Genomic DNA, 23211 nt, shown 5'->3' with positions numbered 1-23211 from the left:
AGTCAAAAATTTATCAAAGGCTAATAAAAAAAAGCATTAAGCAAATGGGGGAAGGGGAGTTTTTGCGAGTGAACAGCAAAGCTTGATTGAAAGTGGTGCAGGGATTGCATGATTTTGCAGGCAAGAATCACTGTGATGCTTGCCTGCTTTGCAGAGTTAATGGCTTGATTTGTAATCGTCTTTGTTGATGTTGTGTTTTTTCATCTTGTCATACAATGTCTTACGTGCCAAGCCCAACTCTTCTTGTGCTTCTTTCAAGCGCCCATTGTGGCGTTTTAGTGCATCGCACAGTAATGTAAATTCAAATTGGTTAACGCGCTCGCTTAAACTTAACGGCGTTTGCTCGCTGTTAATGCTGTAACCTTCATTAAAGACCGATGCATCCCCCATCAGTACCAATCGTTCCGCAAGATTACGAAGTTCACGCACATTGCCGGGCCAGTCATGGCTGAGGAGCTTTTGCTGCTGATCTAAGGTAATGGCTGTGGGCTCGATGCTATAACGAGTTGATGCTGAGCGAATGAAGTTTTGAAACAGCATCGGAATATCATCTTTGCGTTCACGTAGTGGCGGAATTTCAACGGAAACAACGTTAAGACGATAATAGAGATCATCGCGAAACTCGCCTTTGTCGCTTTTCTTCTTTAAGTCATTTTTGGTCGCCGCAATGATGCGAATATCTAAATCGACTGCTTGGTTAGTCCCTAAGGGTTCGACTTTTCTCTCTTCAAGTACCCGCAGTAATTTAATTTGCAACGACATAGGCATGGACTCGATCTCATCGAGAAATAAGGTGCCGCCATTGGCGTGGGCAATTTTGCCGACGCGCTTTTTCTGTGCCCCTGTAAAAGCCCCTGACTCAAAGCCAAAGAGCTCACTTTCGATCATCGTTTCGGGAATAGCACCACAGTTAATGGCAACAAAAGGTTTATCGTGGCGAATGCTGTGATCGTGAAGAAAACGGGCTACCAACTCTTTACCTGTGCCTGTTTCACCGTGGATCATTACATCGGCAGGGGTATCTTTTATGTGGGTCAGTATTCGGCGTAGTTGTTTTATTTTTGGATTATTGCCTAAGATCCGAGGCCCCGGGCCGCTTTGAGCTTCGAGTTCACGTCGTAGATCGCGGTTTTCTAAGATCAATTCACGCTTATCGCCTGCGCGTTTAACGACATCTAATAAGTTTTCGGTTGAGAAAGGCTTTTCCAGAAAATCGTACGCACCGAGCCGCATGGCTTCGACTGCCATTGAGATGTCGCCATGCCCCGTTAACAGGATGATGGACAGTTCAGGGTCGATGGTAAGCGCACGCTTAAGAAACTCAATACCGTCCATTTCAGGCATGTTGATGTCTGAGATAATGACCCCTTCAAAGTGATTATCGAGCTCAGCTAGCACTGGTTTGGCGCTGGCGTATAAGCTGACATCATAATCTTCAATTTCAAGTGTTTGCCCCAGGGCGTCACGAATCGGTTTTTCATCATCAATGAAAATGACTTTTTTGTTCATTGTCCTTCCTCGTTACTACGCGGCAAGCTAATAATAAATTCACATCCGCCACCGCTGTGATTTTCAACGGTAATGGTGCCAGCAAAGGCGTCGATAATGCGGCGTGAAATAGTCAGTCCTAGTCCCAATCCATCGGGTTTAGAGGTATAGAAAGGGTTAAAGATTTTGTTTTTAAGTTCATCGTCTAGCCCTGGGCCATTATCCCAAATATGGATGGCAACCGTCTCAGCGGTAGTCACAAAATCAACCCCAATTTGTGGTGGATGGGCATCGTCAAGTGCTTGAATTGCATTGTGAAGTAAATTAATGAGTACTTGCTCAAATTGTACGGCGTCAATGTTGACAACTAAATGGGGCGGTAATTCGGCTACGCGTAGAATCACGCCATGTTTGATCAACTTATTCCGTAATAAGCTGGTTGCAGAGCGGATGGAGTCGGCAACCACAGTGCGGTTATTGTTATCTGTGGTTTTACGGGCAAAGACTTTAAAGCGCGCGATAATGTCAGCAATCATTTGGTTGAGGCTGATGATCTCATCGATATTGCCTGCAACGGCCTCGTAGCGCTCTTTGGCGAGTAATTTACGCGAGTTTTCAGCATAGGTGCGCATGGCGGCTAACGGCTGATTAATCTCGTGGTTAATACTGGCAGAAAGCTCGCCTAGCATGGCTAATTTTGCCGCTTGGATCAGTTCACTGTGTGCCTGTTTGAGTTCCGCTTGGGTTAACTCGTATTGATGTATGGTATCGCGCAGCGCTTGGTTGGTTTCCATTAAATTACGGGTTCGTTCGATCACCAGCTGTTCTAATTTATCGTTCAATAATGCTAATTGACGCTGTGCAAAGCTGGTTTGCATCCAAGACACAATCGCTAAGCAGAGCAATAAGTAAAATACCGTAAAAATCATGACGGCCTGAATAACGTATTGGTATGCAGTATTGATCGGTGAAAATCCGTAAATTGCCCAGCCTGCTTCTGCCATTTCGTGAGTGCTCACCAACATACTGGTTGTTATTTCACTGGTTGGATGGGTGATATGGGCAATATCACGTTGTTTAAAATCGTTAAGTAGTGAGTGCTTACTTATGCTTGATAGTGGTGCATTACCATACTGGCGAGATGCGATGATTTGTTGTTTTAGGTTATCTGGGAGCTGGATCAGTGCACGGTAGAGCCAACTGGCTTCTGAGCTGTAAAAGATAATGCCGTGCTGATCGACAATCGCATAGTCGACTTGGTCGTAATCCCAAATATCCTCGATTAACGATAAATCCACTTTGAGCGCTAACACACCAATAATGCGGTCTTGTTGGTAAACTGGGGCTGAGAAATAGTAGCCACGTTTGTCAGAGCTGACGCCAAGTGCGAAGTATTGACCCGTTGCTCCCGCCATGGCTTGAATGAAATAAGGGCGATAGCTGTAGTTCTGACCCACAAAACTGGTTTCTGATTGCCAATTGCTGGCAGCGAGTGTTTCTCCTTGGGTGTTGATAAGGTACAGCACATCGGCGCCCAAAGTATTGGCCCAGGACTCTAGCAGTTGATTGGTCTTGGTGCCTTGTGTCGATGTGGCGGTATGCGTCTGAGTTAAAATAAACTGGAGCCGAGGGTCGTTGGCTAAGACTTGAGGGACTTGGCTATAACGCGATAACTGAGCATCAAGCTTTTCACCAAGCTGACTCACGTCGTTGATAATTTGTTCAGATAAGTGCTGCTTTACTTGCTGATAAGTGATCATACTGACAAGTGAGCACAGCACAACGCCAACAAAGGCGAGTACCATCAAGGTGGTTCGTTTATTCACTTAGCATTCCTGTGACATCTTTACGATGCGCATGTGGGATTTAGGATTACGCTGCCATAGTATCAAGCTCGTCAGTTGCATTTGTTTGCCTCACAGATAAGATGTGATTGTTATTGCAAACTTTTTGTTTAATAGGGCATATCGTATTATCATCGCCAAAGCTGTAGGTGGTGAAATCGCCACAAATCACAGCTGTGTATCCTGTTAAACAGTGGAGATAACAATGGATTTGTCTGATATTCGTCGAGAATACACCCGAGGCGGGTTACGCCGTCATGACTTACCTGAATCACCGATCCCTTTGTTCCAAAAATGGTTGGATCAGGCTATAGAGGCGAAGTTAACAGATCCTACTGCCATGACAGTGGCAACGGTTGATCAAGATGGTCAACCTTTTCAGCGTATTGTGTTGCTCAAACATTTTGATGAGAACGGCTTTGTGTTTTATACCAACCTTGGCAGCCGTAAAGCCATGCATTTAGCAGACAATGCTAAGATAAGTCTTCATTTCCCATGGCATGGTATTGAACGTCAAGTTCATATTACTGGTGTCGCTGAAAAACTGTCTACGTTTGAAGTGATGAAGTACTTCTCATCGCGCCCTAAAGACAGCCAGATCGCTGCATGGGCCAGTAAGCAAAGCAGTCGCCTAACTGCTCGACAGGCGTTAGAAGGCAAGTTTATGGAGCTAAAACAGAAGTTCGCGAAGGGTGAAGTGCCGTTTCCTACTTTTTGGGGGGGATATCGTGTGAAGCTGTCTTCGGTTGAGTTTTGGCAAGGTGGTGAACATCGCTTGCATGATCGCTTTTTGTTCACCCAAACAGAAGCGGGTTATGAGTGGGATATCGAGCGTCTTGCGCCTTGATTTCTAGTCAGTGAAATAATGTCTTTTACTGACTGCTTTATAATATAAAACTTATTTCACTTATAAAAAAGAAAGCGCATATAGCGCTTTCTTTTTATGTATTAATTTATATAACACAAGATGAGTATAGATAAACGGGACGTGTCATATTTTTAATTTATAAGCGCTTACATTTATAAAGGGAATTTTACTGAAAGATTATTCATCCATATAAAAAATAAGGTTTATTCTTTTAAAATTACAGAAAGTTGCCTAGTAAGCATACTTTCTGGAATATGCGATCCGAAACCATTGTCCAATGCTAAATCGATTAATTCGTTCTTTGAATTAGCATGAAACTTTTCCCGTAGTTTTAGTACGTAGTTTTCAACTGTTTTTACTGAAACATTGAGCACACGTGCTATATATTGTGGCTTCTTTCCATAGAGTAATAGGAATAGCACTTCGGATTCGCGAGTGTTGAGTATGATGTTACTTTGGTTTAGGTCTAGGTTGAATGATGCCTGCTGGCGTGGGTCTAGCCCGGCTGCACGGCAAATCCAATGGCCGACTTCTAATATTGCTGTGTCTTTTAGCTCTATCCCGCTGAAAATAGTTCCTACGGTTTTATTGTCTTCATTTTTCCATGGCGTTTTAGTAAATAAATGTGCCCGCCAATTTCCATCAGAATAAGGATGAATATCAAGAATTTTCATTCTTTTTCCCGAATCCATGACTTGCTGATCTTGAACTCGAAAAGCTTCGGCACATTCAGCTGTCGGGCTCGGCATATCAAAGTCACTACGCCCAATGCAGTCGAGGTGGTGGTCGACGCCGATTATTTTGCCATATTCTTGATTGGCAAAAACAAATATAGAATCATTATCTTTGCATCCCCAGCAACCTGGAAGTTGGCTAAATATATTTAGTAAGTTCTGGTCTATTTTATCTGTCACAGGAAATGCCTTGTTCGGGCTAAAGAACACTATACAGAATGGAAGTTTAATCACTTTCGTAGAGGTTACAAGGCTATACTGACGGAAACTTAGGCAAAAGTGTAAAAAAATAAAAAAAAGCCGGCCTAAGAGGCCGGCAAAGACAAGAGTTTGACTCCGAAGAGCACAATCCTGTACGACGTGTAGAAGAGGTATCCAATGAAGTTCATATATATCAGTATGAGGGTTTATACTGAAATGCGCTTAATTGGAAAGCACCCGTTGAGGGTACTGTAGTTAGCGGGTTTCACCTCGCTGCCTACGGGATAAAATATAACGAACCGTACGGAGTACAGATAGGGGGGAATTCACCTATTGACATTTCTAATGGCTTGTGAGCTTGAAGCGTTTTGTGATCCGACCAGTGTTTTGTGGTGGTGATGGTCTAAAAAGTTAGATCTGAGTCACGATTTGGTGTGGTTCAGTTACGAATTTTTTTTGAATAATTTTCCTTGGTTTGTTGTAAAGGACCTCGTATAAGCTGATTTTGTATCGCGACTTAAACTTTGTTAGTTTGCAAAAAGTGATGCTTAGTAAAAAAGCTGCTCTGATGGTTACTTTGTCCCGTCGTATAGGCAAAAAAAAGCACCCGAAGGTGCTTTTGGTGGGGGAGTAAAGATTTACTCGAAAATCCTTTTCTTGTGTTAACTGCGCTAGCTAGTCTCTTACTTTTTGTGGCGTGTTTACTCAAAAAAGTAGAAATAGGTATAAGCGGTAATGATTGCCGGTATTGTCGAATATAGCGTTGCGACTAAGGCTGCTTTAGGCGCTAGGGCAATTGCAGGGAAGAGGGCATCGCCGTCGTTACTGATCGCATTACCGAGTTGTGCTGACATCGGAATAGCCCCTGACAGATACAAGCTCGTTACGATAATTTGTGGACCACAACCCGGTAGCAAACCAATTAATACCCCCATTAGTGGGATCAGCAGCGCCCAATTAGAGAACAGCGCACCAAGATCAACACCAGTCCAGAACACTGTCAGTTCAAAGATCAGAAATGCCCCAATAACCCAGCTGGTTACAAAGTTAGTATCTTGCGCGATACGTTGATACATATGGCTTGAAGCAGCTTTAGGATCTTCTGATACTGCTGATTCATAGTTAGTTATATCGCGACTGATAGCCCATAAGAACAAGGCCATCAGCACTGCGAGAGTACCTATAATATCAATAGTGCCTTGTTCAAGTTTGAAAGTCTGATCGATATCGATTTGTAGCGATCCCATCACCGCCACCACAATGGCTGGAGCGAGCACCCATTTCCAAAATTGACCTTGCAGCTTCATGACTTTGGCCGGCGGGGTTGCATTTTGCTGGCAACATTCGGCTTGTGCTTCAGTTTTGACTTTAGGGCGCATGAAGTCGGTGCCGTGAATCGCATCAATCAACCAACCAGAAGCTAAACCAACCGCAAAACCGATAGCCATCACCATTAACCCAGTGCTTGGTTCTGTTGCTAACAGAAGAAAAGCGGCATCACCCATGGTGGCGGTCAATACTGCCACAACGGCCCCAAAGCTGAGTTGCCCTCGTACATACTGAGTGATCACCACGATAGCGCCACCACAACCTGGGAGTGCGCCCATAAAGGAGGCAAAAACAACTTGGAAGCGAGAGTGGTTGTTAAGCAAGGTTTTCAGCTTGCTTTCTTTGTTCATCTTACTCGCAATGACATGGTAGAGAGTTAAAGTGGCCGCTACATAAGCTGCAACTTGCCAAAATGCGTCTGAAAGCACAGAGACTGTAAGCTCACGCGTGGTAGGTGAGGCGAGTAAAGCCAGTAGGATCACCGGCAAAATCAGTCGTTTATTAGTGAGCTGCCAGCCTTGCTGCTGCTGGATCTGCGATACTGCACGTTGAATTGATGACATTGGGTTTTGACTCCGCTTACGTCGTTAAGACACTATTCCATTAAACTCATTATATTTAACTGCAATTGAGAATCATTATCAATTGGTTTTTGTGCTTATTACCAACTCGAACCTTTTTGTCCTTATATATAGCTGTATTTAGCGTTCGCTCTAGACAAGGCGGTTAGACCATGCTGTTAGATCAGGCAGTTAGAGCGGGTAGTTCGAGTTATCAGCTTGAGATCAAGCAGGGCGATGGGCGGACGGGAGAAGAAGAGGTAATGAGGTAATAATGAGGCGAGAATATAGTGCTTCTAGAATTATAGAAACAGAGCAGTAATTTATTGATAGGAGTACTGCTCTGTTTTTCTATGGCGTCGTCAAAAACAGTTCGAGTGATGTACCGCTAATAATTGTTAGCGAACAATTAGTTAAGCTGTAGTGTGCCGAGAATAGTGAGCCCTAAACTACAGGTAAAAGTGGAAAAAAGGGTGGTTAACGCAATAATGTTGGCTGCTAATTTGGCATTGGCCCCCATAGCGTGTGCCATAACATAACTGGCTGCCGCTGTTGGTGCGGCCGTCATTAAGAAAATGATCCCCAGTTCTAACTGTTTGAAGCCTAAGTAATAACCTGTCACCGTCATGATAGTTGGTGCAATAACTAACCGTGCCCAACTAGCGAACTGTGCGCTACTCATATCATGTTTTAACTGCCCAAAATCAAGGCTCGCGCCAGTACAGAGCAATGCCAACGGTAAAGTCATATCAGCAAAATAGCGTCCTGACTTTAATAGTACCGCTGGGATCTCAATGTGAAGGTAAGAAATAGGGATTGCGATAAAAATGCTGATGATCAGAGGGTTACGAACAATAGATTTGCCCAAGCTAGCAATGTTTAACTTTGCCGCTTTATCGTTATAGCGGGTTAAAGTGATCACAGCCAGTATGTTGTACAACACGGTAACGGCAGCCACATACAAAGAACCGACCACTAACCCGGCTTCGCCGTAAGCATTTGCCGCATAGGCTAAGCCAATGATGCCTGTATTAGCACGAAAAGCGCCTTGAATGGCGACCCCACGATCGGATCTTCTCTTGATCATGGTTCCGGCCGCGAGTTCAAATAGACCAAATAACAGTAAGTTACCAAGTAGAGCAAAAATGATAAGTTGGAAATGTCCGGCTTGCTGAAGATCGGCTTTGACCACACTCAAGAACAACAGGGCTGGCAAAGTGACGTTAAACACCAACTTAGATCCTGTTTGAGTAAACTTATCGTCGATGAGTCCACGCCATTTTAAGATCACCCCCAGCGCCAACATGATGAAAATGGGCCCGGTGACAGAAAAAGAAAAGCTGAGTTGCGCTAGAAACGTGTGCATCTGACTCTAAGAACTCCTTATCCAGATGAGAATGGTGTTGCTAACCAGAATAAGTCGCTGACTATATTCTTATTTCGGTCAGTATTATGTTGTTGTATCACAACTTTTTACTGGCGAAAGGATGTGACATCAAGTTAATGTCCAATTCATGATTAATCCGACTTTCAACCGACTCTCCCCAAAATCTTGCAACGATGATCAAGTCAGTGTTCGCAGCAATGACCAAATGCGCTCTTGGAACTATGATCAAGTAAGATCCTTCGACAGATCCCGACTAACTACGGAAAAATGATCAAGTAACTGTTGATCTATTCCTTTCTCCTACTCTCGATGGTGGGTGTTTCAGTGTTAGAACAGTGAAACGATGATCAAGGTGCATTTTTATCTAAGGTAATGAAAAATAATAGGTATTTGTAAATTGAAGTCTATTTCTGTTATTGGAACGATGAAAACTGCGTTTGCTTGTTATCGCTCAGATGCCTGATGAATACAGGCCTGATCAAGCTTGTCAAAAAATTGAAATGACACTAACCGTAACTCAAGCCCTTCTTGATCATTGTTCCGATTACAACTGTGCATTAACCCGCACTAGAAATGGAATCGTTACTATATGACGCAGAGTGGTGTTGGCTTAGCCAGTGCCGAATGAGAATCGCTCTGATTTATTCGTTTTTAGGGCATTATGTAGTAGTCTCACTGTCTGAGTCTGCTTAAGAGTGAAATGGTCTAAATACTATGGCCGATAAATACAAACCTTCTGAAATTGTGATGTTACCGGAGCAAATGGATCACCATAACCATGGTTATAACCAAGTGGTTATTGGTCTATCTGGTCAAACAGAATTTGATATTGAAGGCTATGGCAACTTAGTGGGGCCAGGACAAGGTTGTTTAGTGACGGCAGACTCTGAACACGCTTTCTCTGGCTTGGGCAAAAATGAGATCTTGGTATTGAATGTACCCGAGACCGTGACTCATACCGTTCATGCTGATGAGCGGATCGAACGCCTGTTTGCGCAATCCAGCTATTTTCATCTTGATAGCCAAGTACAGACTTTGATCCGAGCATTAACGGCTGAAATGATGGCGAGTCCTGATGATTTGTTGCTAAGTAGAGCTTGCACCGATACTTTGATGTGCGTGTTACAGCGTCACTTCAAACCTCTAGCTTCAGACCGTCAGATCTCGCGCTTGAATATGGATATCATTGATCAGTACATCATTCAGCACATCACCCGCAAAATATCAGTTATGCAATTGGCGGGTTTGGTATACCTAGGTGAAAGTCAGTTTCATCATTTGTTCAAAACCCAGACAGGCATGACACCGCATCAATATGTTTTGCAAAAACGTTTAGAGTTAGCACAGCAACTTCTGCGGGAATCGGGGTTGAGCTTGGCTCAAGTCGCACAATCATGCGGTTTTGGTAGCCAAAGCAGTTTTACCCAAGCTTTCTCACGAACTTACGGTATGCCACCAGCGAAGTTCCGCAAGGATTTCTTCTCATAACAAGGATTTCACAATATTTCGTCCGCGAAAATTGGCTGTTTTAACTACCCTTTCATCTTCTCTCTGTTGTTATTGAACTGTTAATAGCAGTGCTGTCTCTACGGATATTTTCCTTTTTCTCGCACTTTTTGCTTGCTTCTCAAACTTTCGTTTTTCTCCACTGAACGTATTTTTCCGTTTTAGCTATTTTGCACAGCTGTATTTTATTGGTTGAAATAGCGTCTTTTTGCATGCTGTACAAATCAAGTTCGAGCAAAAAATAATGTTCTTTAGTGTTTTTTGCTGCTGTTTTGGGTCTTGTTTTGTTAAAAAACGGACTTTTTCTAAAAAATATCGGAGAATATAGCAAGACTAGGTGAGTGGCGAAAAATATGATCCCCTCAACGGTAACACTGATGTAACATTTATTGGGGTTATATCCAGAGCCAAAATTGAGGGAATGATTATGTTTAATGCGGCAGAGGTACTTCAGCCATCCTTTATTGAACGACCATTAGCTGAGCTATGGGCGTTGATTTCGCCATTGTATGCGGTGGATGAGTCTGAGTGGTTGACCCAGTTACTTCCTTTGGCTGAGCCAAGCGAGCATGAGCGAACGCATACTGCGGAGAGCGCCGCCGAACTTATTAGCCGTGTTCGTGCGGATAAAACAGCGATCCAGATGATCGATGCGTTATTGTTGGAATACAGCCTAGATACCAAAGAAGGGATCTTGCTGATGTGTCTGGCAGAAGCGTTGATGCGTATTCCTGATGCTGCCACTGCCGATGCGCTGATCCGCGATAAGCTCAGCGTTGCGGATTGGAAATCTCACCTGAAAAATTCCGATTCTCTGTTTGTGAATGCCTCAACATGGGGGCTGATGCTAACAGGGAAAGTCGTCACTATGGATGGCAATACTGATGGTAAGCCAAACCATGTGATTAATCGCCTCGTCAATAAAATGTCTGAACCTGTGATCCGCCAAGCCATGAATCAGGCGATGAAAATCATGGGCCATCAATTTGTGTTGGGTCGTACCATCGCTGAAGCGATGAAAAATGGTCATGACAAGCGCGAGCAAGGCTTTACCTACTCATTCGATATGTTGGGCGAAGCGGCGCTGACTAAGCAAGATGCCGAGAAGTACTTCAATGACTATATCAAGGCCATTGAAGCGGTAGGTAAAGACGGTTACCACAATCCAAAATCACCGGATCCTACGGTATCGATCAAACTATCAGCTTTGCATCCTCGCTATGACGTAGCTAATGAAGCGCGAGTGCTGGATGAGATGTACCAATCGGTATTGTCGTTATTGGTACGTGCGCGTGAATTGAATGTGGGTATCACCATTGATGCTGAAGAAGCCGACCGTTTAGAGCTATCGCTAAAGCTGTTTGAAAAACTCTACTGTGCACAAGAAGTGCTTGGCTGGGGACGCTTTGGGCTGGTTGTCCAAGCGTATTCAAAACGAGCTTTGCCTGTATTGGCATGGTTGGCAGCGCTGAGTAAAACGCAAGGTGATGTGATCCCGCTACGCTTGGTAAAAGGTGCGTACTGGGACAGTGAACTGAAATTGGCGCAACAAAGCGGTTATCAAGCTTATCCGGTATTTACTCGCAAAGAAGCGACCGATTCCTCGTACCTTGCTTGTGCTCGCTTCCTGCTATCACCTCAGCTACGTGGTTTGATTTATCCGCAATTTGCTAGCCATAACGCCCATACGGTGGCGGCGATTGTCGCAATGGCAAACCATAAAGATTTTGAATTCCAGCGTCTGCATGGCATGGGCGATGCGCTTTATAACCATGCAATGGCGATGTACCAAACTCACGTTCGTATTTATGCCCCTGTGGGTAGCCATAAAGATCTGCTGCCGTACTTAGTCCGTCGTTTGCTAGAAAACGGGGCAAACAGCTCGTTTGTACACCGCTTAGTTGATGCGAACTGCCCAATTGAATCACTTACTCAACATCCGGTTGATACGTTACGCTCTCGTGCCACCTTGCATAACAGCTTGATTGATCTTCCTCCCGCGATTTTTGGTGATGAGCGCCAAAACTCAGCAGGGATCAATATTGATATTGAATCTGAATGGGTTCCGTTTAACGCAGCGGTAACGGCGTTTAATGATCACCAATGGCAAGCTGCTCCACTAGTGAACGGGCAAGCACAAGCGGGGGATAAGCACGCAATCACCTCCCCTTATGATCGTCGCCAAGCGGTCGGAGAAGTGACTTTTGCAACCGCAGAGACAGTTACTACAGCGATTGATAACGCGCATCAAGCCTATGCATCGTGGTCGCAAACGCCAGTGGCTGAGCGTGCGGCATGCTTTACGCGCCTTGCTGATTTACTGGAGCAAAATACCGGTGAGCTAGTCGCGCTTTGTCACCGTGAAGCGGGTAAAACGATTCAAGATGGGATCGATGAAATCCGTGAAGCGGTAGATTTTTGTCGCTTCTATGCCCAACAGGCTGCGACTGAATTTGCCCAGCCACATGTGGTCGAAACGTTCGATGGACGTACCAAACAATTCACGTATCAAGGGCGTGGCGTATTCGCGTGTATTAGCCCGTGGAACTTCCCACTAGCGATTTTCCTCGGTCAGGTTTCAGCGGCTTTGGTTGCTGGTAATACCGTGGTTGCTAAACCCGCCGAGCAAACATCGATCATCGCGTTCCGTGCGATTGAAATGATGATTGAAGCCGGTGTACCTGCCGATGCCATTCAGTTTGTGCCGGGTACTGGGGCTGTAGTGGGGGCGGCGTTAACAGCCGATCCACGCATTGCTGGTGTTGCTTTTACGGGATCGACGGAAACCGCTCAGCGCATTAACCGTACCTTGATGAACCGCGATTGTGAGCCTGTGCCTTTCATTGCGGAAACAGGCGGTCAAAACGCCATGATTGTCGATAGTACCGCTTTGCCTGAGCAAGTGGTGCGTGATGTGGTGCGATCAGCGTTTGCCTCTGCGGGTCAACGTTGTTCGGCGTTACGAGTACTGTTTGTTCAGCAAGACATTGCCGATCGCATTATTGGTTTGATCAAAGGCGCGATGGCGGAACTCGCTGTGGGTAATCCACATCTCCATCAAACCGATGTTGGGCCTGTTATCGATGCCCAAGCAAAAGAAAAACTGCTTACCCATATTCAAGCATTAAAAAACCGCGCTAAATTGGTTGCGCAAGCGGACTTACCTGCTGATTGTCAGCATGGTGATTTTGTTGCGCCAACAGCATTTGAAATCAGCGGTATTGATGTCTTGGAAAACGAAAAATTCGGTCCGATTTTACACATTGTCCGTTTTGCAGCAGATGAACTCGATACTGTGATTAATCAAATCAATCAAACGGGTTTTGGTCTGACGTTAGGGATCCACAGCCGAAACGAGCGCACTTACCGTTACATCGAACAACGGATGCGAGTAGGTAACTGTTATATCAACCGTGACCAAGTGGGGGCTGTTGTTGGCGTCCAACCGTTTGGCGGTCAAGGACTATCTGGCACAGGGCCAAAAGCTGGGGGGCCACATTACCTCTATCGCTTTACCCAAGATGTTTACAGCGCATAAGCCAGTAAATAACAGATATGTCTCACGGTGGATCACCACCGTGACCGAACAAGATTGAAGGATTAAGTCATGACAAACGTACAGCACACACATTTAGATACTTTGGTCGCGACCAGTCTCGCGGCGTGGGAGAACTGGAATGCGCTGGGTTTTGAACAGCGCAACCGTATTTTGACGCAGTGGGCGGCAGGGCAAAACGAACAGATCCAAAAAATGGTGAATTTCCAGTGCTTGAATGCATTGGAACACGTTGGCCAAGTGGAATTAATGCCGGGACCAACAGGTGAAACCAATGAGTTATACAGTGCCGGACGAGGGTGCTTCGTTGTTACAGCCGACGAGTCTGCCTCAGAAGTGGCGATCATAGGTCAACTGGTCACTGCTTTAATTACAGGTAATACCGTGTTGTTGTCGCTGCCTGCAAATGCAGCTGTGAGTGGTGAAGCCTTAGTGGCGTCGTTGACTGTCGCGGGTTGCCCACTTAATACCGTGTTAGTGCTCAATGATGAAGAAGGCCAAGCCGCTATTTTGCATACCTCGGTGGCTGGAGTGGTGTATGCCGGTAATAGCAACACTGCGCAGCAGTTTGCGCGTCAATTAGCTGCTCGTGATGGCTTGCTGGCTCAGCTGATTGCAGAAACCGATTGTACCGAGTTGCCGACAATTGGCAGCCCGACTTATTCGCTACGCTTTATTACTGAGCGTACCCGTACCATCAACATTACAGCGGTGGGCGGTAATGCCACTCTGCTTGAGTTGGGAGGAGGAGAAGAACATTAATCTTGGTGATTTTAGGTCAATACGGCCTCGTAATCGTCAAGGGATGTCGATTGCTTTTCGCCACGTATACGCTTGCTGAGAGTACGCTTTCAGTGGGCAGAATGATGGCAAGCATGCTACTTATTCGTGCCAAATTGGGTGATTTATAGCGCCTATTGGCACGAATACATAACCAAAAAGTTTCAGCTATGACTGAAGCTATCAGTGAGGGAACTCTAGAATGATTGAAAATAGCTTTGCGATCACGGCAACCTTTGTTGCCTATCTGATCGCCATGTTGGCGATTGGTTATATTGCCTATAAACGAACGTCTAACTCCGCCGATTACTTCCTTGGTGGCCGTACCTTAGGGCCGTGGCCAGCTGCACTATCGGCGGGGGCATCAGATATGAGTGGCTGGTTACTGCTGGGTCTTCCGGGTTACGCTTTTGCAGCGGGGATCGAGTCTTTTTGGTTAGCCGGGGGGCTGCTACTAGGGACTTGGCTTAACTGGTTGATCTGTGCCAAACGTCTGCGTACTTACAGCATCACAACCGACAATGCGTTAACGCTACCTGAGTTTTTAGCTCGTCGTTTTGATGACAAATCGAAACTGATCCAAACCATTTCAGCATTCTTTATTCTGCTGTTCTTCCTTTTCTACACCAGTTCCGGTTTGGTAGCAGGCGGTAAATTATTTGAAACCGTATTTGGCCTTGATTACAGCATTGCTGTGATTGTGGGTACGGTTTGTGTCGTGTCTTACACCTTGTTTGGTGGCTTCCTAGCGGTTTCTTGGACTGACTTGGTACAAGGTCTCCTGATGTCGGCAGCGTTGCTTATCGTGCCGATTGCGGCAATGAATGGTGGTGTGGGCGATCTGACTGCAGCGCTGGAAATGAAAAACCCAGAGCTGATGACCTTGTTCAACGATGTAAAAGGTGAACCTCTATCATGGATCGCGATTGTCTCGCTCATGGCGTGGGGTCTAGGTTACTTTGGTCAACCTCATATCTTGGCGCGCTTTAAAGCGACTCGTTCGAATAAAGATATTGGTACGGCACGTCGTATCGCTGTAGCTTGGACGGCATTATCTATGGGTGGTGCGATCTTAGTTGGTCTTGTGGGTATCTTGTACGTTGATAACCAATTGGCAGGTGAACTGGCTGACGGCGAGAAAATCTTCATGCTGTTGGTGAACTCGATTTTCCACCCTGTGGTAGCGGGTATTCTACTGGCGGCGATCCTTGCGGCCATCATGAGTACTGCCGATTCTCAACTATTGGTATCGTCATCGGCATTGGCGGAAGATTTCTATAAGCAAGTATTCCGTCCTCAAGCATCAACAGAAGAGATTGTGACTGTTGGTCGTGCTGCGGTTATTATCCTTTCAATCGTGGCGCTGGTATTGGCTATGAACCCTGATAGCACAGTGCTTGGCTTAGTGTCTTATGCATGGGCTGGTTTTGGTGCTGCATTTGGTCCGGCATTATTACTTAGCTTGTTCTGGAAAGGCATGAATCGTAATGGTGCGCTAGCGGGTATCGTTGTGGGTGCTATGACCGTTGTTATTTGGAAACAACTCAATGGCGGCATTTTCGACCTTTACGAAATCGTACCTGGGTTTATTTTCGCGACAGTGTCTATTGTGGCGGTGAGCTCACTAACAGGTAAACCTTCGAAAGAGGTTCAAGCACAGTTCGATCAATACGAGAAAAACTTGGTCGAGTTTGACTAACAGCGTTGAGGGGCTCGTAGATGATTTTTGATTACGAGCCCACTTGCTAAGTTAAAGAACAAAAGGAAAGCCCATCAATTTAGTTTGGTGGGCTTTTTTGTTATCCATGATTTGTGTATTTCATTGTTAACCTCTAATGACCCAAAGGGATTAGAAGTAGTAAGACACGCCTGCTTTCACTTGCTTATCGCTATCAAAAGCGGCTTTTGATAGGGCTTTCTTGCCGCTGGTTCTGGTGTAACCCAACTTGATATCAGCCCATAACTTGCCTGATTCGGAGAGTGGTAACCCGTAACTCACTTCCATTTTCTTGACGTCAATATATTCAGTGGATGTATATTGCGGTTGGAGCATCAGATATTGGCCTGATTCATCTAGATAGATTGAGGCAAAGAGGTTGGCTTGGTAACCCTTAGATTTGTTTTTAATCTGGCTATCACGAGCGCTTAGTTCGACATATGCTAGGTTCGGGTAGAGGGCAAGCCAATCCAGACCTGTCTCCACTTTGGCGATGGCACCGACAGCCAGAGTATCTAACGGGGTATCGTTATGGCCTTTGATGTAATCCACCGATGCCCCCACTTTTGAAATTGCTCCCCAATTAACATCTTGGGTACCAAACAAGCGTGCCCGAGTACTGTCGTTTGCATTGCCTGTGTCGCGTTTCCAGCTACGACTGTGTTCAAATAATCCTAAGTAATTGAATTTGCTTGTTAGGCTCCCTGCGATGCCGCCCGTTACTGTGTAATCTTTATTGCCTGCCTGTGCCCAAATAAACGTATTGGTTTGGGTTAAATCAGCAGGATCTGGCTGATGTTCCTCGGCGTGAACAGGAAGAGCTGCGACTGCTAGCAGTGGGAAAATTGCGGGTTTCATAAAAGGTACCTCTAAGCTTACACGTCTATAATTATTGTTCGATGTTGAGCTATTAGGTTAATTGTTTGATGTCGTAGTATCAATGGGTGGGTTTGACGTAGATCATGAAAAGAAAGAAAAGAAAAAGCGGTTATAATTTGACGATAGATTTGCTGTAAAAGTAATTTTTGCGGGGAAGGGGGGAACGGTATTTTGCAGTGTTGATGGTATGATCTTCACTTATCAAGCTTGAAATTACTTGCTCTAAGCTGTTTGATTGAACAGCACATAAATGATGACTTGAAAATAAATGTTAGGAAATGTGTTTTCATTTGACATCAAACTGAATGTTGATATTATGTTCGACGTCACAGTTGCTTAGTAAGCTAACTGTCTTTTTCATGAAAATCCTATTTTGGTTCAAGTGTATTATTGAATTACTTACCATAAGTATTTTGCTTACCAGCCCAACTGGGCTGGTTTTTTTTCGCTTAAACCATAGGTCATTGGCTGAAAGATGTTGGGGATAGCCAGTGGAATTGGCGAATTGATAGACAAGACAATGACAAAATCTAACGTAAAAGTACTTCGTGAAGAGCTTGGCTGTACACAGCTAGAAATGAGTGAAAAGCTACGCATGACCTTGCGTAACTATCAGTATTTAGAAGGTGGTAAATCGCCTTCAGCACAAACTACGGCATTATTGAATATTATCGAAGTGATCCGTAGTGAACAAAGCAATAAGCTTCAGCAAATAAAGTCGATATTGATGCTGCCAAAGCGTTAATTTAGTTCGACTTATCGACTAAATTGTCAATAAAGCAACATTAATAAGAGCTAACCCCAATTTTTTTGCAAAAATAAGCAAAAATAGCGGTATCATACCGCTTCTGTTTGCAGAAAAAGGGGCTTGCTTTGTTTTCATGGGATCAACTTTCTACCATTGCCGTTGGTGCGGCAGGCTTGACTGTGCCCCTAGCATGGCTAATTCACCGTTATTTCAAGGCGGCGCGTCGCAAAGAACAAGAGCAACGCGAGCAAGTCAGTAAGGCAGAGAAGTATCAGTTGGTATTGGAAAAAGCCAAGGCTGCTGAACATGAAGATAAAGTGTTTAAAGCACAAACGGGTCATATTCCTAGTTTGCTCTCGCTAGCGAAGGAGTGTGAGACTAATAATGTTTCGCTGGCAGTTCGCTGGTATCAAAAAGCGGCTGAACAAGACAATGAAATTGCCCAACATGCGTTGGCGCGATTATGTAAACTCGATCCTGAGGACCCTCACGGCGAAGCTCGCTCAAAATATTGGGAAGCTTTCATCAAAGCCAAACGCCGAGATCAGCAAGCTTTGTTTGATCTAGGTCGCTACCAACTTCGTGGTTACGGCACCGATATCAATTTTGATAGCGGAGTCGAAAATATTCTCGCAGCCGCTCGGCTTGATTTCGTACCTGCCCAACTTTTTTTAGGCGATTGGTATGTGTCTGAAATGGCTACGCAGAATAATCCTCAGGAAGCATTTCGCTGGCGATTGCGTGCCGCTATCAATCATGATGCAAAAGCCTTTTTAAAATTGGCGTTCTGTTATCAAACCGGCTTAGGGGTGATTAAAGACAAAACCAAAGCATTGTATTGGTTAGAGCGTGCCGCAGAGCAAGGTAATAGCGAGGCGCAATACCTTGCAGCCAAAATGCATTTAGGTCTGACGGCTAATGATGCCGCGATTGCTTATATTTGGTTATCGCTGGCGTATGCGGGTGGCTTGAAAGAGGCGAAAAAAGAGCGTGATGATGTGGTACAAGTGGTAGGGATTACCTCTATTCTTGATGTGCAGCGCCTTACAAAAACCATCTATCGTCAGATGGCGCAAGATGTGATCCCAGAGCATAGCGTTATCAAACTCATCGACAAAGTGTATAACCGTAAAGGCTATCGTCCTACCGAGGATGACCTACGCCGTTTAGCTCACGATGATCTATTACTTGATGGTGAAGAGTTCATGTTTGAAAACGCGCAGCAAGAGCCAGCTGTCGAGCACGTTTCAATATATGCGAAACCTGTATCGCCAGTATCATCAGCAGGCTATCAGGCTGAGTCGGCTACTTCGCCAATCGCGGTATCAACGCCATCACAAGCCGAATTTGAGACAAGTGTGGAAGGTGTAGCAATGACTTTTGATGGTGCGGAGCAAAATACACAGGTATTGAGTGAGCCTTTGGATGATGCGAGCCGAGAGAATCAAGAAAAGAGCCCTAAGTCATCTCAGCAGTATCAGACTATGAATTGGTCTACGTCGTGGGACTCAATGAATAATAGCCTTGAAGAGAGCGTTCAATCATCGAATGGTGAACGCTCATCGGGAGTCATGAGCTAGAAGCATTAAGCTCCTTCACAGCAAGTGTTAACTTGGCTGTGAGATGGACTGAGATAAGCTAACAGCTCTGGCATGCTATGCAGCGCCACGACATCTGGGTGTTCAAACTTCTGCGCACTCGGGTTAGCTTGTAAATGGAAAGTGGGAATGTGCGCATTAATGCCTGCCTGTACTCCGCGCACCGTATCATCTACAAATACACACTTCTCTAATGGCACGCCCATTAGCATCGCAGCATAGTGCAGCAAATCTGGGTCTGGCTTCCAGCTGTTAGTATCAAACCCACTAAAGACACGACCTTGGAAGTAATCGCTCAGCCCTGTGAGGTTGAGCAGTTCGGTGATCTTATTGCTGGGGGCATTTGAGGCAATACATAGCTCATAACCTTGAGTGCTAAGTTTATCCAATAACTCAGGCACACCTGCGACAGGTTCAACCCCTTGAAGGTACAAGCGTTGGCAAGCTTCGCGATAACGCGGTTCTAGCTCGTCGACGGTGACGAGTAAATTGTAGCGATCCCGAGTGTCAGCCAAGATATCCGTCATCTTACCCCCCTGAAAATGCTGCCAATGATTATCCGCGTTTAGCTGCACACCATAATGGGCAAATGTTTCACTCAAGGCTTGTTGATTGAGCTTTTCACTATCGACCAGTGTGCCATCGCAATCAAAAATGATGCACTCCACGTTGGCTAATTCTTTCATCGCTGATCTCCTGTGTTGTCGCTCTTGAGGTATAGGGATAGTACGACTCGTGTTGAACAACAATAGCGTCGAGATGCTTTTGTTATCTTTATCATAATTGACGAACTAATTGCGTTAATAAATGAGAGCTAGATAACGACAACCTATACTTAACCTGTCTCAGCAAGGGGCGGCATTGGCAGTGACCGTAAGAATGTTCTGGTTCGAACAAGATGGAACTTCTACTCAGGCTGAGCGCAGCAGTGGTAAAAAATAATAAAAGGATAACAATATGACAGCGCCAATTTTCCCTACATGGTTGAGCGGGCACGAGATCCGGCACCATATTACTAACCCTAACATCGAAGTCGGCGAATACAGCTATTACTCTGGGTACTACCATGAAAAGCAATTTGAAGAGTGCTGTGTGCGCTACTTGATGGGCGATAAACCGAGTCGAGAGGTGTGGGAGTCGGGGATGTTTACCGATATCGATCGCCTTAAAATCGGTAAATTTTGCTCTATCGCATCCGGTGTCACGATTATGCTGGCGGGTAACCAAGGCCACCGACACGATTGGGTATCAGCGTTTCCGTTTGATTACAAAGTCTTTGGCGATAAGGTAAAGTCTGGCTTTAAGCGTGCAGGCGACACTGTGATTGGTAATGACGTTTGGCTTGGCACTGAATGTGTGATTATGCCCGGTGTAAACATTGGCGATGGCGCAGTGATTGGTGCTCGTGCTGTGGTGACCAAAGATGTTGAACCCTATTCCATTGTGGTAGGTAATCCAGGACACAGCGTAAAGAAGCGTTTTAGCGATGATGAAATTACCATGCTGCTCGACATGCAGTGGTGGCACTGGCCGCTAAGCCGTCTGCAAGACAATATGGATTTGATTTGTAGTAACGATATTGCCAGCTTGCATCAGCGCTTCTTATCGTGGAATCAAGCTATGAGCGATAGTGAATGATCCTAAATGTTTCGCTAGTTGTCGGTTCATGACTCCGACATGGTGGCACTATTAGGGGCGTGAGTATTAAACGCCCCTAATTGATTGGGGTGTAGCTAAGCGTTCAGTGTAATAGACCTAAATCGCGTGCTTCTTCCAGCGTTAATCCACTTTCGCGGATCTCACGCATCATTTCAATTTTACGGCGAGCTTCTGCTTGTTGTTTCTTGTTATCCGTTAAGTTTGAAGCTGTCTCATCTTTGAAATCCCACTTTGAAGAGACATCGGACATTTCTGCATGATTGATAGAATTGATAGACACAATTTCCTCCTAAAGACGTATGCATCGACATCGCTGATATGTTTATCAAAGGAATATGACAGATATAAGACAAGATAATCAGGTCTGTGAGCAGCAGCAAAAATGTTATAAATAAAGCTGAAAGTAATGGCTCTCAAGCAAAAATCCGCGTAGTCTCGATCATTCCTCACTATAGAAAACACTGTGATTTTTGTCTCTTTTTTGCTCTCTAGTGCAACCGCAGGCATTTAAAATCTTCCATTTAAGCTGATAATCAAATTAATTCGCTATTTTTGTTTAAATTGCGGCCACTTAGACAATTGAGGGGTTTACAGGTTTTCGGGAACTGCGTATTATTCGCCGCACTACGGAGAGATGGCTGAGTGGTTGAAAGCACCGGTCTTGAAAACCGGCATACGTTTGTAGCGTATCTAGGGTTCAAATCCCTATCTCTCCGCCACATTCAAAAGAGCCAGCTTAATTGCTGGCTTTTTTACATCTGTAACATGGGAAATGATGAGATAGGGTGCCGAACCCTAGAGTAGGGTTCACCTGAGCGAAGCGAAAACACATTGCCCGTGCCGAAGGCGCGAAAAGGCAATAGCCCGCAGGGCGCGAGCTTGCGAGCAGTAAATCCCTATCTCTCCGCCACATTTAAGAAAGGCGCTGATTTATCAGCGCCTTTTTTGCATTTGAGTTTTGAGAAATCAGGTTTGAACAAATCCGCCATATCCAAAGCCTCAACAAACTCTCATCTTTCTGTTGCTTGAAAATCCACATTTAAACCTGACTAGCTTGATGCGAATCACAGTGTCATTTTTCTGCTTGCTTACAATGCATCGCGTTAATACTAATTCTATTAATTAGCTGATTTAGAAAGCGAGTTAAGAAGTCCATAACACTGTCATCAAGGTGATAAACCGCTAATGGCACAGTGGCGAATGGTGTTGGCATAATAATAATCAAATAATAAGGATGATTATGCGTTCGAGTGTAGCAGTGACAGGGCTATGCCTTGTGTCAGTATTTGGGCTTTATGGCTGTGGTGGCGCAGAGAGTGGCGATAGTGGTAGTAGCAATAGTGCTGAACCGAGTCAGTTATATAGTCATATCAAGGTAGAAAACGATAACAGCGCGTTAGATCAGCATGGTCACTGCTTTGATACCAAAGCGAAATTTCGAACTGATCATTTTATTGTTGGCGCTAAGGGTAATGTTAGTGATGCCAAAATGCAGGAAATCGCGCGGATTGCTCAACATACCTTTAATACCGATCTCAAGGCGTACAGTTGGAATAGCTGGGCAGATCTTAGCATTGATTATGCTCATCCTCTTGAGGTTTGTGTGTTAGCCAAGGAAGGAAAAAACGGGGCAGGAAACGAGCTAGGCTTTGTGATTGGCCCTCAACGCGCTGGTACTGAGCTTGAAAAGTTAGTGAAGCACGAGATTAAGCATACTTATCAAGCTCGTCTAATTGGCCCTACAGGCTTAAATTTTGCCCATACTTGGTATGCCGAAGCGGTAGCCACGGCACTATCGACCAATGAAATGGCGAGTAATGAGCAGCTGAATGCGTTTATCGCTCAAGTGGGCATGACGCCAACGCAAGTGACGCATGATGGTTTGCAACAGGCGGTGATGTTGAGACTTAAAGATGGTAGCTCTGAGTATGGGGCTTATAACCGTGTGTTGCGTTACTTGAAGTCTCAAGGTGCTTCGATTCAAGATTTTTGGCAAGTGTTTAAGGTGATCAACCAGATTGAGCAGAGCTGTAAAGCGGTGCACCAAACTGCGCTTGATAACGGAGAAATGTTGGCGCCGATTGATGAAAAATCAACATCGTGCTCTGGTCATGCGGCGACCTATGGCTCTGGTCCAACTCGTTGGCAGGGGATGATTATTCGCGGTAGCTTTGATGATCATATTGCGCCTCAATCTGAGCCGGGTACATCACTGTTTGAGGCGGCTTTTGATCATGTGATGAAGCCGTATGGAGTCAGTTATGACAGTATCGATGATAAAGCGGCGTTTACGAATACTGTGGCGACACAATAACGATGCACGTTACATTGCGTAATAAATAAGAAAAACCGCTGAT

17 protein-coding genes and 1 tRNA gene are annotated in these 23211 nt (G+C 45.0%); 10 read left to right on the top strand and 8 right to left on the bottom strand.

What is annotated here, in order from left to right; genetic code table 11:
* Positions 1-156: 156 nt before the first annotated feature.
* Together A3K86_RS18320 and A3K86_RS18315 are read right to left on the bottom strand one after the other, a co-directional pair.
* The gene (locus A3K86_RS18320; protein ID WP_068334738.1) at positions 157-1509 is read right to left on the bottom strand and encodes a sigma-54-dependent transcriptional regulator; all 1353 of its coding nucleotides are present in this window, start codon (positions 1507-1509) and stop codon (positions 157-159) included.
* On the bottom strand, positions 1506-3314 hold the full coding sequence (locus tag A3K86_RS18315; RefSeq protein ID WP_332310139.1) for a sensor histidine kinase: 1809 nt from the start codon (positions 3312-3314) through the stop codon (positions 1506-1508). Before A3K86_RS18315 ends, A3K86_RS18320 begins: the two co-directional genes overlap by 4 nt.
* A 223-nt stretch (positions 3315-3537) precedes the next feature.
* Between A3K86_RS18315 and pdxH the strand changes: the two genes are divergently transcribed.
* The gene (gene pdxH, locus A3K86_RS18310; RefSeq protein WP_068334735.1) at positions 3538-4179 is read left to right on the top strand and encodes a pyridoxamine 5'-phosphate oxidase; all 642 of its coding nucleotides are present in this window, start codon (positions 3538-3540) and stop codon (positions 4177-4179) included.
* A gap of 224 nt (positions 4180-4403) precedes the next feature.
* On the opposite strand, the gene A3K86_RS18305 is transcribed toward pdxH, so the two are convergent.
* The 3 genes from A3K86_RS18305 to A3K86_RS18295 form a co-directional block, all read right to left on the bottom strand.
* A complete protein-coding gene (locus A3K86_RS18305; protein WP_068334732.1) occupies positions 4404-5114 on the bottom strand; it encodes a helix-turn-helix transcriptional regulator in 711 nt (236 codons plus the stop codon).
* 722 nt (positions 5115-5836) lie between these two features.
* Positions 5837-7027 (bottom strand): putative manganese transporter, encoded by a 1191-nt coding sequence (locus A3K86_RS18300; protein WP_068334729.1) that lies wholly within the window; start codon positions 7025-7027, stop codon positions 5837-5839.
* 406 nt (positions 7028-7433) lie between these two features.
* Entirely contained in the window at positions 7434-8390 is a 957-nt protein-coding gene (locus A3K86_RS18295) for an AEC family transporter (protein ID WP_068334726.1), read from the bottom strand.
* Between the two features lie 735 nt (positions 8391-9125).
* Here A3K86_RS18295 and A3K86_RS18290 point away from each other — a divergent pair.
* The 4 genes from A3K86_RS18290 (at position 9126) to putP (ending at position 15952) form a co-directional block, all read left to right on the top strand.
* A complete protein-coding gene (locus A3K86_RS18290) occupies positions 9126-9899 on the top strand; it encodes an AraC family transcriptional regulator (RefSeq protein ID WP_068334723.1) in 774 nt (257 codons plus the stop codon).
* 445 nt (positions 9900-10344) lie between these two features.
* The gene (putA, locus tag A3K86_RS18285; RefSeq protein WP_068334720.1) at positions 10345-13455 is read left to right on the top strand and encodes a bifunctional proline dehydrogenase/L-glutamate gamma-semialdehyde dehydrogenase PutA; all 3111 of its coding nucleotides are present in this window, start codon (positions 10345-10347) and stop codon (positions 13453-13455) included.
* A gap of 69 nt (positions 13456-13524) precedes the next feature.
* Positions 13525-14235 carry an aldehyde dehydrogenase family protein gene (locus A3K86_RS18280; protein ID WP_068334717.1) on the top strand — a complete coding sequence of 237 codons (711 nt, stop codon included), beginning with the start codon at positions 13525-13527 and terminating at the stop codon, positions 14233-14235.
* A 220-nt stretch (positions 14236-14455) separates the two neighbouring features.
* Positions 14456-15952, top strand: a complete 1497-nt coding sequence (gene putP, locus A3K86_RS18275) for a sodium/proline symporter PutP (RefSeq protein ID WP_068334714.1) — start codon at positions 14456-14458, stop codon at positions 15950-15952.
* A 150-nt stretch (positions 15953-16102) separates the two neighbouring features.
* On the opposite strand, the gene A3K86_RS18270 is transcribed toward putP, so the two are convergent.
* Positions 16103-16828 (bottom strand): hypothetical protein, encoded by a 726-nt coding sequence (locus A3K86_RS18270; RefSeq protein WP_068334710.1) that lies wholly within the window; start codon positions 16826-16828, stop codon positions 16103-16105.
* 541 nt (positions 16829-17369) lie between these two features.
* Between A3K86_RS18270 and A3K86_RS18265 the strand changes: the two genes are divergently transcribed.
* Together A3K86_RS18265 and A3K86_RS18260 are read left to right on the top strand one after the other, a co-directional pair.
* Positions 17370-17594: a transcriptional regulator gene (locus A3K86_RS18265; RefSeq protein ID WP_068334707.1), complete on the top strand. Its 225-nt coding sequence runs from the start codon at positions 17370-17372 to the stop codon at positions 17592-17594.
* Positions 17595-17722: 128 nt separating this feature from the next.
* Entirely contained in the window at positions 17723-19177 is a 1455-nt protein-coding gene (locus tag A3K86_RS18260) for a tetratricopeptide repeat protein (protein ID WP_232322027.1), read from the top strand.
* Between the two features lie 5 nt (positions 19178-19182).
* On the opposite strand, the gene A3K86_RS18255 is transcribed toward A3K86_RS18260, so the two are convergent.
* Complete coding sequence (locus tag A3K86_RS18255; RefSeq protein WP_068334704.1) at positions 19183-19881, bottom strand: HAD-IA family hydrolase; 699 nt, start codon at positions 19879-19881, stop codon at positions 19183-19185.
* A gap of 271 nt (positions 19882-20152) precedes the next feature.
* Between A3K86_RS18255 and A3K86_RS18250 the strand changes: the two genes are divergently transcribed.
* Positions 20153-20833: a CatB-related O-acetyltransferase gene (locus A3K86_RS18250; RefSeq protein WP_068334701.1), complete on the top strand. Its 681-nt coding sequence runs from the start codon at positions 20153-20155 to the stop codon at positions 20831-20833.
* Positions 20834-20936: 103 nt separating this feature from the next.
* On the opposite strand, the gene A3K86_RS18245 is transcribed toward A3K86_RS18250, so the two are convergent.
* A complete protein-coding gene (locus A3K86_RS18245; protein ID WP_068334697.1) occupies positions 20937-21134 on the bottom strand; it encodes a hypothetical protein in 198 nt (65 codons plus the stop codon).
* A gap of 348 nt (positions 21135-21482) precedes the next feature.
* Between A3K86_RS18245 and A3K86_RS18240 the strand changes: the two genes are divergently transcribed.
* A tRNA-Ser gene (locus A3K86_RS18240) sits at positions 21483-21573 on the top strand.
* 521 nt (positions 21574-22094) lie between these two features.
* Positions 22095-23168: a hypothetical protein gene (locus A3K86_RS18235; protein ID WP_068334694.1), complete on the top strand. Its 1074-nt coding sequence runs from the start codon at positions 22095-22097 to the stop codon at positions 23166-23168.
* The last annotated feature ends 43 nt before the right edge of the window (positions 23169-23211 follow it).

Source organism: Photobacterium jeanii (assembly GCF_001650345.1).
Lineage (GTDB): Bacteria > Pseudomonadota > Gammaproteobacteria > Enterobacterales > Vibrionaceae > Photobacterium > Photobacterium jeanii.
The sequence above is the reverse complement of the archived record's forward strand: the minus strand, read 5'-3'. Positions and strand labels throughout refer to the sequence as shown.

Coding starts and splice junctions, on each gene's coding strand:
- A3K86_RS18320 (WP_068334738.1), bottom strand. CDS start 1,509: ATGAACAAAAAAGTCATTTTCATTGATGATGAAAAACCGATTCGTGAC.
- pdxH (WP_068334735.1), top strand. CDS start 3,538: ATGGATTTGTCTGATATTCGTCGAGAATACACCCGAGGCGGGTTACGC.
- A3K86_RS18300 (WP_068334729.1), bottom strand. CDS start 7,027: ATGTCATCAATTCAACGTGCAGTATCGCAGATCCAGCAGCAGCAAGGC.
- A3K86_RS18295 (WP_068334726.1), bottom strand. CDS start 8,390: ATGCACACGTTTCTAGCGCAACTCAGCTTTTCTTTTTCTGTCACCGGG.
- A3K86_RS18290 (WP_068334723.1), top strand. CDS start 9,126: ATGGCCGATAAATACAAACCTTCTGAAATTGTGATGTTACCGGAGCAA.
- putA (WP_068334720.1), top strand. CDS start 10,345: ATGTTTAATGCGGCAGAGGTACTTCAGCCATCCTTTATTGAACGACCA.
- A3K86_RS18280 (WP_068334717.1), top strand. CDS start 13,525: ATGACAAACGTACAGCACACACATTTAGATACTTTGGTCGCGACCAGT.
- putP (WP_068334714.1), top strand. CDS start 14,456: ATGATTGAAAATAGCTTTGCGATCACGGCAACCTTTGTTGCCTATCTG.
- A3K86_RS18270 (WP_068334710.1), bottom strand. CDS start 16,828: ATGAAACCCGCAATTTTCCCACTGCTAGCAGTCGCAGCTCTTCCTGTT.
- A3K86_RS18265 (WP_068334707.1), top strand. CDS start 17,370: ATGACAAAATCTAACGTAAAAGTACTTCGTGAAGAGCTTGGCTGTACA.
- A3K86_RS18255 (WP_068334704.1), bottom strand. CDS start 19,881: ATGAAAGAATTAGCCAACGTGGAGTGCATCATTTTTGATTGCGATGGC.
- A3K86_RS18250 (WP_068334701.1), top strand. CDS start 20,153: ATGACAGCGCCAATTTTCCCTACATGGTTGAGCGGGCACGAGATCCGG.
- A3K86_RS18235 (WP_068334694.1), top strand. CDS start 22,095: ATGCGTTCGAGTGTAGCAGTGACAGGGCTATGCCTTGTGTCAGTATTT.